General features: G+C 35.0%; 14 protein-coding genes. 7 read left to right on the top strand and 7 right to left on the bottom strand.

Features of this window, described 5'->3' with window-relative positions; genetic code table 11:
- Positions 1 to 291 precede the first annotated feature (291 nt).
- Positions 292 to 1,479, top strand: a complete 1,188-nt coding sequence (locus ABNX05_RS22360; RefSeq protein ID WP_349661717.1) for an FtsW/RodA/SpoVE family cell cycle protein — start codon at positions 292 to 294, stop codon at positions 1,477 to 1,479.
- 62 nt (positions 1,480 to 1,541) lie between these two features.
- On the opposite strand, the gene ABNX05_RS22365 is transcribed toward ABNX05_RS22360, so the two are convergent.
- Entirely contained in the window at positions 1,542 to 1,679 is a 138-nt protein-coding gene (locus ABNX05_RS22365; protein WP_004232019.1) for an Lmo0850 family protein, read from the bottom strand.
- A 601-nt stretch (positions 1,680 to 2,280) separates the two neighbouring features.
- Here ABNX05_RS22365 and ABNX05_RS22370 point away from each other — a divergent pair.
- From ABNX05_RS22370 to cls, 3 genes are all read left to right on the top strand, one after another.
- Positions 2,281 to 3,441, top strand: coding sequence for an MFS transporter (locus tag ABNX05_RS22370; RefSeq protein WP_349661718.1), 1,161 nt, complete (start codon positions 2,281 to 2,283; stop codon positions 3,439 to 3,441).
- Between the two features lie 90 nt (positions 3,442 to 3,531).
- Complete coding sequence (locus tag ABNX05_RS22375; protein ID WP_349661719.1) at positions 3,532 to 4,323, top strand: YwqG family protein; 792 nt, start codon at positions 3,532 to 3,534, stop codon at positions 4,321 to 4,323.
- A gap of 251 nt (positions 4,324 to 4,574) precedes the next feature.
- The gene (cls, locus tag ABNX05_RS22380; RefSeq protein WP_349661720.1) at positions 4,575 to 6,032 is read left to right on the top strand and encodes a cardiolipin synthase; all 1,458 of its coding nucleotides are present in this window, start codon (positions 4,575 to 4,577) and stop codon (positions 6,030 to 6,032) included.
- Between the two features lie 58 nt (positions 6,033 to 6,090).
- On the opposite strand, the gene ABNX05_RS22385 is transcribed toward cls, so the two are convergent.
- The 4 genes from ABNX05_RS22385 to ABNX05_RS22400 all read right to left on the bottom strand — a co-directional run bounded on the left by ABNX05_RS22385 (position 6,091) and on the right by ABNX05_RS22400 (position 9,022).
- Positions 6,091 to 6,867 (bottom strand): M15 family metallopeptidase, encoded by a 777-nt coding sequence (locus tag ABNX05_RS22385; protein WP_349661721.1) that lies wholly within the window; start codon positions 6,865 to 6,867, stop codon positions 6,091 to 6,093.
- A gap of 159 nt (positions 6,868 to 7,026) precedes the next feature.
- The gene (locus ABNX05_RS22390) at positions 7,027 to 7,275 is read right to left on the bottom strand and encodes a hypothetical protein (protein WP_197141517.1); all 249 of its coding nucleotides are present in this window, start codon (positions 7,273 to 7,275) and stop codon (positions 7,027 to 7,029) included.
- 51 nt (positions 7,276 to 7,326) lie between these two features.
- Positions 7,327 to 8,088, bottom strand: a complete 762-nt coding sequence (yidC, locus tag ABNX05_RS22395) for a membrane protein insertase YidC (RefSeq protein WP_349661722.1) — start codon at positions 8,086 to 8,088, stop codon at positions 7,327 to 7,329.
- A 139-nt stretch (positions 8,089 to 8,227) separates the two neighbouring features.
- Positions 8,228 to 9,022, bottom strand: a complete 795-nt coding sequence (locus ABNX05_RS22400; protein WP_079562523.1) for a helix-turn-helix transcriptional regulator — start codon at positions 9,020 to 9,022, stop codon at positions 8,228 to 8,230.
- Positions 9,023 to 9,519: 497 nt separating this feature from the next.
- Between ABNX05_RS22400 and ABNX05_RS22405 the strand changes: the two genes are divergently transcribed.
- The 3 genes from ABNX05_RS22405 (at position 9,520) to ABNX05_RS22415 (ending at position 13,330) form a co-directional block, all read left to right on the top strand.
- Positions 9,520 to 10,170 (top strand): LytTR family DNA-binding domain-containing protein, encoded by a 651-nt coding sequence (locus tag ABNX05_RS22405; RefSeq protein ID WP_049663393.1) that lies wholly within the window; start codon positions 9,520 to 9,522, stop codon positions 10,168 to 10,170.
- 371 nt (positions 10,171 to 10,541) lie between these two features.
- Positions 10,542 to 12,062: a succinyl-CoA:acetate CoA-transferase ScpC gene (gene scpC, locus ABNX05_RS22410; protein WP_349661723.1), complete on the top strand. Its 1,521-nt coding sequence runs from the start codon at positions 10,542 to 10,544 to the stop codon at positions 12,060 to 12,062.
- A 122-nt stretch (positions 12,063 to 12,184) separates the two neighbouring features.
- Complete coding sequence (locus ABNX05_RS22415) at positions 12,185 to 13,330, top strand: MFS transporter (protein WP_349661724.1); 1,146 nt, start codon at positions 12,185 to 12,187, stop codon at positions 13,328 to 13,330.
- A 13-nt stretch (positions 13,331 to 13,343) separates the two neighbouring features.
- Here the strand turns inward: ABNX05_RS22415 and ABNX05_RS22420 are convergent, their stop codons facing one another.
- Both ABNX05_RS22420 and ABNX05_RS22425 read right to left on the bottom strand, forming a co-directional pair.
- Positions 13,344 to 13,652, bottom strand: a complete 309-nt coding sequence (locus ABNX05_RS22420; protein WP_349661725.1) for a YbyB family protein — start codon at positions 13,650 to 13,652, stop codon at positions 13,344 to 13,346.
- Between the two features lie 767 nt (positions 13,653 to 14,419).
- Positions 14,420 to 14,701: a GNAT family N-acetyltransferase gene (locus ABNX05_RS22425; RefSeq protein WP_349661726.1), complete on the bottom strand. Its 282-nt coding sequence runs from the start codon at positions 14,699 to 14,701 to the stop codon at positions 14,420 to 14,422.
- Between the last annotated feature and the right edge of the window lie 99 nt (positions 14,702 to 14,800).

Genomic DNA, 14,800 nt, shown 5'->3' on the forward strand with positions numbered 1-14,800 from the left:
ACAGGCGTAAAAGTGTTTTTTACGTTATAATATGAATGTTAAAGATGCTTTTGCATATATGTTTTTTAACTACTCGGAATGAGCACATTTAGAACGAATATAATTCTATTCATTTCTTACAAATATTTGAGAGAATTTTCTAAACAAAAAGCAAATATTACTCCCCCTACTTTCGGTTTAATATTGCCTCTTGAGGATTCATCATATATATATTTGGTAGTAGATTGAATCGGAATTAATTTAAATCAAATTTACTCATTAAGAGATACTATTTTGATATAGGTGGCTTGTATGGAAAATAAACGAAATTTCGCGAATCGTTTTGACTGGACGCTCGCTTTTATACTTCTTTGCTTTCTAGTCATAAGTTTGTTAGCCATTTCGTCGGCGCAAACATCAGGTCAGTACGGCGTTAACTATGTTCCTTTACAATTGCGATGGTACGTCATTTGCTCAGTAATTATTGGAGTAGTTATGTTTTTTGAACCTGACCAATATAAAAAATTGTCTTGGTATATGTACGGTGGAGGCATCTTCTTATTAGTACTGCTTATTTTCATGCCAGAAGGTCCAGGACAAATCGGTGCAAAAATTAATGGTGCAAAAAGCTGGTATCATACACCACTTGGAAATATTCAACCTTCTGAGTTTATGAAAACCTTTTACATTTTAGCACTTGCTCGACTTATTAGTAAGCACCACGAAGTTTATACTTTTAAATCCATAAAAACGGATTTCATATTGCTAGGTAAAATCATTGCTACACTATTATTACCTTTAGCCCTTATTCTGAAGCAGCCTGACCTTGGTTCAGCCTTAGTATTCTTCGCCATTACGGCTGCTGTTGTCATTGTAGCAGGTGTATCATGGAAAATTATTTTACCAACTTTTTTAGGTGGCGCAATAGTGGGTGGTTCTTTTTTATGGATGGCACTCCATATGCAAAGTTTTTTAGAGAACACATTCGGCTTAAGACCATATCAGTTTGCTCGAATCTATTCTTGGTTAGATCCATATTCATATTCTTCTAGTGATGGATACCATTTAATTACTTCCTTGAATGCCATTGGTTCAGGTGAGATTTTCGGTAAAGGCTACCGAGGCCGTGAAGTTTACGTTGCCGAAAATCATACCGATTTTATTTTTACAGTTATCGGAGAAGAATGGGGTTTTATTGGCGCTAGTATCGTTATTTGTTTATTCTTTTTATTAATCTATCATTTAACAAAAACTACCCTATTATTGAAAGATCCATTCTCAACATATGTATGTTCTGGTATTATTGCAATGATTACATTCCATGTACTTGAAAATATCGGTATGACTATTCAGCTATTACCTATTACCGGAATTCCTCTACCGTTTATCAGTTATGGGGGAAGTTCATTGATGGGGAACGCTCTAGCCATCGGTCTTGTCTTCAGTATGCGTTTCCACTACCGTACTTACATGTTTACCACTCACGATGATGACGATTAATTGTGGATATAAAAAATGGGTAGCCTCATTAAGAGACTACCCATTTTTATTTGTAAAACGAGTTAAGCTTGAACTTGCGGTGTTTGCGTTGGTGGTGTGAGCACTTTTAAAAGTTCAAGTCGAGACTTTGTTACAGTGGCTGTTACACCCAACTTAGATAAATTCGAAACAATCTTTTTCAAATCTACTTCTTTTGTCATACATTCCACCTCAATCTTTCCTCGAATTTATATAACGTTTTATTTCCAAAAAAGTTTCATTTTTGCAAGCGTATGATGTCTGACGAGTTAATCTCTTTCTATCATACCATTTAACTTTGCTTTAAAATTTTTCATTTTTGTTACAATGTAAATTTTTCCTCTTTTAAACCATTTACCACTAAGTAACAAAATTTAAACATTAATAAAATAAAATACCGATATACCCTCTAGTAGTATAACCCAGATATAATTTAATACTCTATGCGACATTCGATACAAAAAATTAAAAATAGAATGAGTCCATTTAGTTACTTACGTTAGTTCGCCATTCATTTTTGGTGTCAATATAATTACATTGTTAACAGTTTGTCATTTTTTATACAGTGTTCAGCCTCTTTCCTCCACTTCGCTCGCTCCAATTTTACAGCTTTCCTTAAGAAGTCACCCAGCCTTCGCTATATAAAACCTTCGTATACACCTTAACAAAATATCCTCCCCTACTTTAGTATTTAAACTGTTTATTCTTCCGTTTTCTTGTAATAACAATAATAAGAGAGGTAGAATATACATACTAAAATATTGTATGAAAGCAGGGGACTGTATGAAAAAGGCAATTTTATTATTAATGTCTGTCCAATTCCTCGTCTACCTTGGATTTGGAATTATTATACCTGTCTTACCTGAGGTTATAGTTCAGCAAAATTGGGATAATATACATGTAGGTGGCTTACTTACAGTGTATTCGCTCGCCAGTTTTTTCACTGCACCTCTTTGGGGTATGCTGTCCGATAAGGTAGGTCGTAAGCAACTTATATTAATAGGTCTTGTAGGTTTTAGCTTAAGCTTTGTTATTTTCTCATTATTTATTACTAATTTAGTAATGTTATACATCTCACGCGTTGTGGGTGGTTTGTTCTCGGGAGCACTATATACAGCTGTAACAGGCTTTGTAGGAGATATGTCGAGTGAAGAGGATCGCAATAAATATATGGGTCTCATGGGCATGTCCATCGGGCTCGGTTTTATTTTTGGTCCAGCAATTGGTGGTATGCTCGGACACTACAGCTTGCAACTACCCTTTATCGCTTCAGCAACACTAATTGCGCTATTATTTATTTATGCAAGTTTCGTTTTAAAAGAACCTACAAAACGAAAAGATACAAATAAACGTGCCATTATGCCAAAGGGTGCTACAAAAATGTTGCAGTACCGTGTGCGCTATTTATTTATGTTCTCATTTTTAGTGACTTTTATGCTGGCAGGAGTGGAAGCGACTTTCCAGTTGTTCCAAATTGATCGAATTCAAATTACACCATTACAAATTGGTTATTTGTTTATGTTTAGCGGCTTTGTAGATGCAGCTATTCAAGGCGGTGTGGTTAGACGAATTAAAAACGGAAGCGAGACAACTTGGTTAATAGGTGCACAAATTATCACAGCAATGGGTATGCTTTTATTCACTTTAACAGCTAACTTATTTACGGCCGGTTTAGCCCTCTGTGTTTTCACAGCAGGAAATGCACTCGCAAGAACATGCGTTGTATCTCTTTCAACTAAAGAATCTGGTGGTCAATACGGAACTGCTGCAGGTCTTTCCTATTCGATGGATAATCTAGGACGCATTCTAGGTCCACTATTCTTTACTTGGCTATTTACTATGCAATCTAGTTTAGGCTATTATACTTCAGCAGCAATAGCCGTCGTTTCAATTAGTTTAATATTTATTTTTAAAGCATCAAATAAATCTTTACGACTTGAATAATTTGTTGATAAAAAGCCGTAACTTAATAGTAATTCAAAGCATAATAAAACACATCAAGGAATATTGGAACGGACTACCGGAGGGCTCTGCATGAACAAAACAACAAATTTTTTTCTTCCAAAAGAGCTAGAATCGTTTCGTTTTGAAATTGAAGAAACACTAATTTCAGCAATGATTATCACACCTTATAAGCGATCAACTACGTTAACGGAAAGTAAATTTGCTGGAGAACCTTATTTACCATATTACCAGACATATCCGAAAGATATTGCAGGCGAGACTATGCGGCTATTAGCTCAAATTAACTTTGCAGAAATGCCACCTCTAAAAGATTTCCCATCTCAGGGTATTCTGCAATTTTTTATTTCATCTAATATTTTCGTGAATGCTGATCATTATCACGAGGATATTTTTCAGCAATTTTATAAAATACGTTTTTATCCTACCGTAAATTTTGAAGCAACACCCCCTAGTCAGGAGTTTTTAGCACAAGCAGCAGACGATCAGTTCCCTATTCGTCAGGAATTAGCATTACAATTTCAACCGATTCAAGAACCTGTTTCCGCTTTAGATTATCGAGCCTCACATTATTTACCAGACTTAATTCCTTCATCAGAAGATGTTGATTTACGGGAAATTTATTTACAACACTTCTTAGGGGCTGGAGCTAAAATTGGCGGTTACGCCTATTTTATAGAGGAGGATATCCGTCACGAATCACAGCTTCTTAAACGATATGATGTATTGTTACTCCAAATCGACTCTAATGATGAAATCGGTATTATGTGGGCAGATAGTGGCGTTGGGAAATTCTTTATTAACCGAGAAAAGCTCCTCCAAAAGGATTTCTCTGATATTTTATTTCAATGGGAGCATTACTAATCATTTATCTTCATTCAGCAACAAGTTTTTTTCTGTGCGAAAGCGTAGCGACAGCAACAACGGTTTTTCTGCGCGAAAGCAACGATACAACTATTTCAATACAACAGGGCAAAATGGATTTCGGATTACCTCGTTCTTATTTGGAGGTAATCCTTTTCCATGCTTACCAACCAAATTTCATATCTTCTTTCCACTTATAAAGTAAGTTATACTAAGTGTATTACGCAAATATAGTAAAGGCAGGTGTAGGAATGAGTATTTTTACCGATGTTGGATATCTAGTACCTTTAATTATGTTTGTTAATATTTTGGCAGCAATGGTCATAATTTTTTTAGAGCGTAAAGATGCCACTTCTACATGGGCATGGATTCTCGTACTATTCTTCATTCCATTAGGTGGGTTTATTTTATACTTGATGTTCGGACGACAACTACGAAAAAAACATTTATTCCGTTGGGAAGGACGCAAGGATATCGGTATCGATAACCTCATTAGCTATCAGACAGAAGCGATTCGAGATAATACGTTCGAGTTTCGGATCGAAAATGCGGAAAACTATAAAGAAATGATTTACATGCATCTTAAAACAAATAATGCTGTATTAACGCAAGATAACCACATTGATATTTTTGATGATGGTGCAAATAAATTTGAGCAGCTACTAACAGATATTGAGGCAGCAAAAGATCATATTCACATTCAATATTATATTTTCCGTTTAGATGACTTAGGTACACGCATTGTTAATGCACTTATAAAAAAAGCAAAGCAAGGAGTTAAGGTAAGAATCTTATATGATGAAATGGGCTCGCGCAATGTTAAAAAACGCCATTTCAAAGAATTACTTACTGCAGGTGGAGAAGTCGAAGTATTTTTCCCATCCATTTTGCCACTTATAAACCCTCGTTTAAATTTTAGAAATCACCGGAAAATTGTTGTGATTGATGGTCGTATTGGTTATATTGGTGGTTTTAATGTTGGAGATGAGTATCTCGGTCTACAAAAAAAGTTTGGCTATTGGAGAGACACACATTTACGTATTGAAGGTAGCTCCGTCCATCCATTGCAAACACGCTTTTTACTTGATTGGAACCAAGCTTCCGTACAACAGAAAATGGGCTATTCAGATCGTTACTTCCCTGCTATTCCAAAAAAAGGCGATGTGGGCTTACAAATCGTGTCTAGTGGACCTGACTCTGACTGGGAACATATTAAAATGGGCTACTTAAAGCTTATTAATATGGCGAAAAAGTATATATATATCCAAACGCCATATTTCATCCCTGATGTTAGTTTTTTAGAGGCTATTAAAATTGCGACGCTTTCAGGCATTGATGTAAGAATCATGATTCCAAATAAGCCTGATCATATGTTTGTTTATTGGGCTACATATTCATACGTAGGACAATTATTGCGTGCAGGAGCGAAAGTTTATATTTATGAAAAGGGCTTTATTCATGCTAAAGCAATCATTATTGACGATGAAGCATCAACAATCGGTACTGCAAACCTTGATGTACGCAGTTTCAGTTTAAATTTTGAAGTAAATGCCTTCATTTATGACTCAACGATTTCACATCAGCTTGCTGAGCTGTTTGAAAAAGATATTTTTGATTGTACTGAATTAACTTGGGAAATGTACCAAAATCGTTCCGCATTAATTAAATTTAAAGAATCCATTTCACGCTTATTAACACCGATCTTGTAGAATGTAGAAAAGGAAGAGAGCTAGTTCGTAACATTACGAACAACTCTCTTCCCTTTTTTTATTTCACACCTAGATATTCTTCTAGCGTTATATTTTGTTTTTTTATGTCTTTTGCTATGTCTACACCTACATAACGGTAGTGCCATGACTCATACATATAACCTGTGATGTCTTCTTTATTTTTTGGGAATCGTAAAATAAAGCCATAGTCTTGAGCATGTGTAAATAACCATTGGCCTGCTGGTGTTTCACCGAATTCTTCAGTTAGCCATAATTTATCTTTACCGACTTCCCCTATATCAAAGGCCAAACCGGTTTGATGTTCTGAATAACCAGGGCGCGCACTATAGCGATCAGCGGCAGCTTGCCCATCACGGTTTACATAGTTATTATATAGTGTTGTTTGATATTCAAAAGATCGATAGCCACTAAAAGCTACTAATTCAAAACCTTGTTGTTTTGCAGCAGCAAGCATTTTATTTAGAGCTTGACGTGCCTCTGGACTTTCTTCAGGCGCAAAGGTAGATGGTAGCGGATATACTTTATTCGCTAATAAAATCCCTTTAATATATGTCGGCTCAGTTGGTAATGTTTGATTTGGTATATAGCCATTTTCATCTACCTTCTGCTCGGGCTTCACCGGATTATCCGCTGTATTTTTCGGCTCTTCTTTTACAGGTGAATCTTTTTTAGTTGGTTCTGCGGTTTGTTGTTCATGTCCATCAGATGCATTATTTATCTGTTTATTTTTATAGTTATAAACTACGAAAATAGATGCGATAAGCGCCACCGAGATTAAAGCACCCAGGATGAGTGGAAAACGTTTCTTTTTCACTATTTTTTACCCCTTTTAAAGTTATCCAGTACTACATCTTCAAAGAACAGTCCTTCAGTAAGTACCGATACTAGTTTTTACTATTTTGCTATAGTCTCATTTTAGCACTGTTCACAATTTAGGGTGTGGGTTTTCACCCATGATTTCAAAATTAATCTGTTAGTCTGTGAGAATAATAATAAACACTACAATAGAAGCAATTGAGAAAAAGATTGCCATGTACTTCATCCATTTCGCTTCTTTTATATAACCTTGCTCTTTAAAACTTTTTGCTCTAAATCCATTAGATACGGCAAACATAATAGTCATTGCAAATACCGCAAAGTTAAAATTACCTATGATAATAAATACGATAGCCGCGATACTAAAAATTGCGACTAGAATAGATGATAGCCACTTTGTATTCATCTTACTGTCCTCCTAAAAAAATCGAGGCTACATAAGCCTCGACAAATAATTTTATGAGTTTACTTTTTCCGGATGTTCCGAATAAAATTTCCGACCGATATATGTTTGAATAATCAATAATGCACCGCTGACCGACCAGTAAAGTGGTAGGGCTGCCATAGATGACATCGAGATAAAGACAATCATAATTGGTGAAATATAAATAAACATTTTCATTTGTGCTTTTTGTTGCTCTGGTACTGTCCATAATGATACACGTGCTTGAACTAAATAAACAATACCTGCGACAATTGTCATAGCGATATCAGGTGAACCTAAGCTAAACCATAAAAATTCATGTGATTTCACATCTGTAGAATATAAGATAGAGAAATAAAGACCCATGATAATAGGCATTTGAATTAACATTGGTAAACAACCCATGTTGAGTGGATTGATGCCATGTTTTTGATATAATGCCATCATTTCTTGCTGATACTGCATTTGCTCTTCTTTTGTCTTAGCTTCCTTCATCTTTTTCTGAACAGCTTCCATTTCAGGCTTAAACGCATCCATTTTCGTTTTCATCTTTTGTTGCTGACGATAATTTTTTAACATAATCGGCATTAAAACTAAACGAATAAGAACCGTAATAGCGATAATTGCTAAACCATAGCTACCTGAAAAAATAGTATTACCGAAAAATTCCAATAAAAATTCCATAGGTTTTACAAAGATACTATAGAAAAAACCTTCTTTGTTTTGCACAGCTTGACAGCCACTAAGAACAAAAACGACAAGTCCAAGCATTGAAAATAGCTTCAAATTCTTCATTTTTCCACCTACTATTATTTATCAACTAAAATGAAGTATACATTATCGGGTCCATTATTATCAAATAGCAAGCATAAAAAAGATGCGAGCTTTAGCATCGCTAATACGTCCGCATCTATTTATTAATCTTTTTATGACTTTAAACGTTTTGAAGCTCTGATTCCGCCATCTCGAAACGATAAAACTCATGATGTAGCTCATCTCGGAAATGTTTGGGCGTTACCCCAGTATATTTTTTAAAGATGCGGGTAAAATAGCTTTGATTACAGAAATGGAATTGATCTGAAATAGAAGTTATACTTTTATTCGTGTGTCTAAGGTAGTACTGTGACTCTTCTACTCGGCGAACATTTAGATATTCAACAAGTGTAATACCAACATGTTCTCTAAATATACGTGATAAGTGGCTCGTACTTATATGAAAATTATTTGCGATGCTTTCCACTGTTAAGTCATTTTCCAATTCATCGTTTATATACATTATTACTTTATTAACTGTCTGGTGACGAAAAGTCGGTTGCTTGCGATCTGCGATGAAGTAGACAAAAAAATCAATTAAATCATCAGCGAATTGTAAAAATTCTGCGTCTTTCATTTGATTTTCAATCATATCATTACAAGCAATGTTAAAAGCAAAAGCTTTTTTCGAAGGAACTTGATTGTCTAGCAATTTACGTGCAACAATTGACGACAAAACAGAAAAATAACTTCGAACAATTTTAATGACTTGTTTGCCAAAACGTATGGAAAGAATATCAATTAATTTATGCAAAGATTTCTTTGCCTTTGCAGATTCTAAATGGTAAATTTCAAATACTAATTTCGACTCAATATTAAAAAATTCTTCTACACCGATGTATTGGTTAATACTATCGATTTCCTGAAAGTATCTTTTGGATATCGTTTCTGACATAGAATGTTGATGTAGTTGCATAATCTTCCCCATCTTTCCTCAGATTGCACGAATTGCTGTTACAATTCTTGACACCAATCTACTTATTTCAAAATAAGAAAATAGTATTTCCTTATCAATTGTACGAATTGAGTCATATTTCATATATTATATAATAAAAATAACCCAACTATACCATCAGTTACAAAAAAAAATAGACTATACAGTGAATTTTACCATATTCTGCGATTTCCTTTCAACCACATTTTGTCTTTCACACTAGTTCTAATTTATCATATATACACAGTAGAAACCCCGTAAACTTATGTCGCACAATTAAATTTTACCATATATATATCAAATCGAATTAGTAATTTTTTAAAATTTGTTACAAATTATGTAATGTCGTTTTACACCTATATTTTTCATCAATCGACATTTCTCTTTTTTATTCCGAAATCTTCTCTATATAATTTATATGAATATGTAGTAAAATAGATGATAATACTATTTTTAAAAGTTTAGACGAGGTGTTAATAGTGGATCCAAAACAAATAGAAGAAATTATGGAGATTATTAAAGAATTCTTCCCCGAGAATACTTCTATCGCAATCTCCGATACAAACGAATACTTGTACTACCAAGCAAGCAAAAAAGTTGATTTAAAGATCAAGCCTGGCGACCCAATTAAAGAAGGTTCAGCAGCTCATAAAGCGTTAAACTACGGACAAAAGATTAGTTCTTACATTGAGCCTGATGTATTTGGAGTAGCATATTATGGCATGAGTATTCCTTTAATGGAGGAAGGCGAAACTAAGGGTGCTATCACTGCAATCTTCCCACAAAAGCCATCAGCATTTTTAACGAACTACATTACTATTAAAATTGATGACTGCTGGTACCCAATCAAACATGACCAAGTTATTTATCTTGAAACACAGCTTCGAAAAACATTTGTTAAAACGATGAGTCGTGAAGGCTACCACCGCTTAAACCTAAGTGATCTTGAGCTATTTTTAGCACCTGACTCATTTATACGTTGTCACCGCTCTTATATCGTTAACATTGACTACATTGATGAAATTCAACCAGATTCTCATTCAACGTTTTTATTAATCATGAAAGACGGTACTCGTATTCCAGTTAGCCAACGCTATGCAAGTTATTTCCGTCGTTCTTTAGGTTTCTAATTTTTTTATAAGTACAGCGAGCATTTTAATTGTTCGCTGTACTTTTTTCTTGCTAAATTTAAATGCTCTTCATCAACCAGTCGGAACGGAAATTAACCCCACATTATATTACTGAATTTTCAAAAGTAAAATTCTCTAAAAACAATACACCTCTACATTAAAACGTTTTCTCTGTCGAAAATTCGTTTTTATGCTCATTTTTCCTGTTTTTACTCAATTTAATGCTATTTCTAAAGTAATTGTGACAATTTGGTGATAGTATTATTCAAATGGTTGGTGTCATACTACAACTAAATAAACAGAAAATTCTTACACGTTTTTTCTAGTTTTGTAATCGGTTTCCATAAAACTTTTTAGGGGAGGACTTTTTAATGGATGCAATTATTCAAAAACGCCTAGGCTTAAAAGAACTTGAAAGTAAAATTGTTACTGCTGATGAAGCTGCAGCACTTATCTCAAACGGTGATGTAGTTGGTATGAGTGGATTCACTCGTGCGGGGGACGCAAAAGTTGTTCCTATGGCTTTAGTAGAGCGCGCTAAAAACGAAAAATTCAAAATTGATGTATATACAGGGGCTTCTTTAGGACCTGAAGTTGATAAATACTTAGCTGAAGCTGGTGTTATCCGCAAACGCGGACCATTCCAAGGAGATGCAGGTATTCGTAACTTAATTAACTCTGGGGATGTACTATATGTAGACGCTCACCTTTCACATAATGCTGAATTAGTTCGCCAAGGAATTATCGGACCTATTAAACATTTAATCCTTGAAGCTGTAGCTATTACAGAAGATGGCTTCATCATCCCAACAAACTCAGTGGGTAACTCACCTATCTTTGCTGAATACGCTGAGAATATTATTATCGAGTTAAATATCTCTCACCCAGAAGCTTTAGTAGGTATCCATGATATCTATGTACCAGCTGAGCAAGGTAAACGTGAAGCGATTCCAATGACTGATGCTATGCAACGCATTGGTGATATCGGTATCAAAGTTGATCCAGCTAAAATTAAAGCGATTGTTATTTCTGAAGAGCCTGATGCTCCTTCATTAATCGTACCACCTGATGAAGAAACACAAACAATGGCTAACATTTTATTAGACTTCTTCCGTGATGAAATTAAAGCGGGTCGCTTAACAAAACAATTAATGCCATTACAATCTGGTGTTGGTTCTGTTGCAAACGCTGTACTTGACGGCTTCGCTGATTCAGAATTTGAAGATTTAGTTGTTGCTTCTGAAGTACTTCAAGATGCTGTATTCAACTTAATTGATGCTGGTAAAGTTAAATTTGCTGCAGCTACTTCAATTACGCTGACTGAAGAACTACAGAAAAAAGTATACGGCAATTTAGAAAAGTACGCTGATAAAATTTGCCTACGTACACAAGAAATTTCTAACCACCCAGAGCTTATCCGTCGTTTGGGTCTAATTTCAATCAACACTGCTCTAGAATTAGATATCTACGGTAACGTAAACTCAACTCACGTATCAGGTACTCGTATGATGAATGGTATCGGTGGTTCAGGTGACTTTGCACGTAACGCACGTCTAGGTATTTTTGTTACTAAATCATACGCAAAAGGCGGCGCTATCTCTTCAATCGTGCCAATGGTTTCTCACGTTGACCACACTGAACATGATGTTGATGTAATCGTAACTGAGCAAGGTATTGCTGACTTACGTGGTCTTGCACCAAAAGAGCGTGTACCTTTAATTATCGAAAACTGTGCACACCCAGATTACAAAGAACAACTTTGGGATTACTATAACCGTGCTGTAGAAGCAACTGGTAGCCATCAAACTCCTCATATTTTAGAGGAAGCACTTTCTTGGCACGTAAATCTTGCTAAAAACAAAACAATGAAAAAAGAAGTTGCTAAAGCTTAATTTTCATCATTCAGGAACGCCTCATTAAGTCAAAAACTTATGAGGCGTTCTTTTTTGTCGAAAATGGTATAATAAGAGTGATATTCATTCTCATTAACATATAATTTTCTATCGGAGGAGCTATGAAGAAACTTATTTATTTGATTATATTCTTTTCGTTTTTCGACCTATTTACTCAACTTCCTGTCATGAGTACATATGCTGAATCCTTAGGGGCATCAGCCTTCATTACCGGCCTAGCAGTAGGTATGTATTCCCTTTCCAATACATTTGGTAATGTTATCTCTGGTTTTTTAACTGATCGTAAAGGACCATTCGTTATTTTAATCCTAGGTCTCTTAACGACAGGCCTTTCACTATCCCTTTATAATTTTGTGGAAGATCCTATTTTTCTATTAGTAGTCCGCTTTGTACATGGATTAGTTGCGGGCTTTATCGTTCCTGCTGCTTTCACATTTTTAGCGAATGCTACTGAGCAAGAAAAAAGAGGTAAGGGCAGTGCTATCTCTGGAGCATTTGTTGGTATCGCTGCAATAATCGGTCCTGCATTTAGCGGAATTTTAGCGAGTCGTACTAGCGTACCATTCGTTTTTAATATAACTGCAAGCTTTATGCTCTTGTTAGGAATACTTGCCTTCTTTTTATTAAAATCAAATCAGGTAAAAAAAGAAAAGTCTGCTTCAACTGCAAACATTCCTTTTTATGTACTTTTTAATAATCCAGGTACATTGAAAGCCTTTACCAGTGCATTCTTTTTAATGTTTTCTCAAGGAGTTATTGCCTATCTCCTTCCACTAAAAGTGCAATCTTTAGGCTTTGATTCACGTTTAAGTGGTACCTTGATGAGTACATTTGGCATTATTGCTGTTCTCATATTTATTTTGCCTACTAACCGTATTTTCGATAAGGTCGCTCCTATCAAAACATTATCCCTTGGTATAGGTTTAATGGGGATCAGTCAATTATTAATTAGTCAGGCAGATTCAAGTACGTTACTTTATATTGCAATGGCCTGCTACGGTATCGGATTTGGCTTCTTATTCCCATCAGTCAATTCACTTTTAATCGACTCTACGACGGCAGAAATCCGCGGAAAAGCCTATGGTTATTTTTATGCCTTCTTCTCATTAGGAGTTGTCTTAGGTTCCTCATTACTAGGATGGCTCTCACTAGGTATTGTCAGCGGCTTTATATTTACTGGAATTGTATTATTAGTATTTGCAACGATCATCATATGTACACAAAAAAGACCTTCTCACGTAAAATGAGAAGGTTTTGTTGTTATTTCTCTTGTTCCTGAATTTCTCCATTGAAGTAATGGATACCTGTATGCCCTCCACCTTCAGCAACCATTTCATTTGAAGCTATTTTTGTTGGAGACGTTCCAGCTTCTGTGGCTACTTCAGTAGATATACGCTCTGTAATGTTTCCATGCATCTCCATATTCGTTGTATTCAAATAAGATGCTAATTTAGATTTTGCATTATTAAACATACTCAACGCTTTATCACGGTTTTCTTTTTTACTTAAATAAGATGCTGCTAAAGTTAACCCTACTAGCATAACACCTGACCCTTTACGTTTCGCCATTATAAATCCCTCCCAAAAATATAAAAACTAGCTCTGTAATATATCTTTTCCCTATTTTTTGAGGACTAAACATAATTTTTATATACGCTACTGCATATATAAAAAGAGAGTCATCTATTCCCCTTCGCTTCCATAATATAAACACATTTCTTAGTACATCTATATTTTTTCGCAAATAGTTAATTATTCTTCTACAAAATTTTATGGTAAACATTTATTTTTCATAATTACGATTTTTTGTAACTTTTTATGATTACAAAGGACAAGTAAAGGGAATTAATGAATTTATACTAATAACAGGAGAGTGATTATTATGAAAGATTTAGATTCAGTATATGATTGGGTAGACATGGCTTCATTAGTAGGTGGAGCAGGCATCTTAACAATACTAATTTATAGTATTTTACTGTAAGGAGCCACATGAATGGTCTATAAAAATCAATTATGCATTGGCATAATTGCGTCCAGAATCGGCTTTGTGCAAGCACAAAGAACTCCTTTCCGATTCTGTGACATCCTCTGGAGGATTTAACTTCTTTCAGTAAATGTTTTACAAAAACATTTACTGAAAGAAGTTAAAAGGCAATCCAGCTTATTAATAAGCAGATTGCCTTATTTTATCCCGCGTTAACGGGCAGTAGTTTTCACCATAAAATTTTAGCAAAATTAAAGAAGTAAGGTTGGATTAAAACTGCCCGTAAACGCCCGATTGGTGAAGACTAATAATCAGTGGGGAAGAAAAAATCACCACTGATTAAAGTTTCACTTTATTGTTTTACATCATTGTAAGCAGCGGATTTTTCAAATGCTGCAACTACATAAGAACAAACCGCTTCCATTTTATAGCCTTGTTCACGTGCATAGGCTGCGGCATGATCCAACAGTTTTTTGGCCACCCCTTGGCCACGGAGCTTATCTGATACATATGTGTGATCCATGACCATTACTTGACCCTTTTGCTGCCATGTAATTTCCGCTAATCTTTCCCCTTCTTGCTCATAAACAAAAGCATGCTTTTTATCCGCTAGCTGTTGTAATTGAAATTCCATTTCTCACCACTCCTTTTTATCATAGTACCATAGCTTTTTATATTTTTACAAAGCTGGCGAGTGGCACGTTAAAAAAATATAAACCTTATAAAAAAAAGA

Source organism: Lysinibacillus zambalensis, assembly GCF_040183165.1.
Lineage (GTDB): Bacteria > Bacillota > Bacilli > Bacillales_A > Planococcaceae > Lysinibacillus > Lysinibacillus zambalensis.

Bases quoted from the DNA above. Each gene is read 5' to 3' on its own strand.
- ABNX05_RS22400 (WP_079562523.1), bottom strand. From the start codon at position 9,022: ATGCAACTACATCAACATTCTATGTCAGAAACGATATCCAAAAGATAC.
- ABNX05_RS22375 (WP_349661719.1), top strand. From the start codon at position 3,532: ATGAACAAAACAACAAATTTTTTTCTTCCAAAAGAGCTAGAATCGTTT.
- ABNX05_RS22415 (WP_349661724.1), top strand. From the start codon at position 12,185: ATGAAGAAACTTATTTATTTGATTATATTCTTTTCGTTTTTCGACCTA.
- ABNX05_RS22390 (WP_197141517.1), bottom strand. From the start codon at position 7,275: ATGAATACAAAGTGGCTATCATCTATTCTAGTCGCAATTTTTAGTATC.
- cls (WP_349661720.1), top strand. From the start codon at position 4,575: ATGAGTATTTTTACCGATGTTGGATATCTAGTACCTTTAATTATGTTT.
- yidC (WP_349661722.1), bottom strand. From the start codon at position 8,088: ATGAAGAATTTGAAGCTATTTTCAATGCTTGGACTTGTCGTTTTTGTT.
- ABNX05_RS22370 (WP_349661718.1), top strand. From the start codon at position 2,281: ATGAAAAAGGCAATTTTATTATTAATGTCTGTCCAATTCCTCGTCTAC.
- ABNX05_RS22360 (WP_349661717.1), top strand. From the start codon at position 292: ATGGAAAATAAACGAAATTTCGCGAATCGTTTTGACTGGACGCTCGCT.
- scpC (WP_349661723.1), top strand. From the start codon at position 10,542: ATGGATGCAATTATTCAAAAACGCCTAGGCTTAAAAGAACTTGAAAGT.
- ABNX05_RS22365 (WP_004232019.1), bottom strand. From the start codon at position 1,679: ATGACAAAAGAAGTAGATTTGAAAAAGATTGTTTCGAATTTATCTAAG.
- ABNX05_RS22425 (WP_349661726.1), bottom strand. From the start codon at position 14,701: ATGGAATTTCAATTACAACAGCTAGCGGATAAAAAGCATGCTTTTGTT.
- ABNX05_RS22420 (WP_349661725.1), bottom strand. From the start codon at position 13,652: ATGGCGAAACGTAAAGGGTCAGGTGTTATGCTAGTAGGGTTAACTTTA.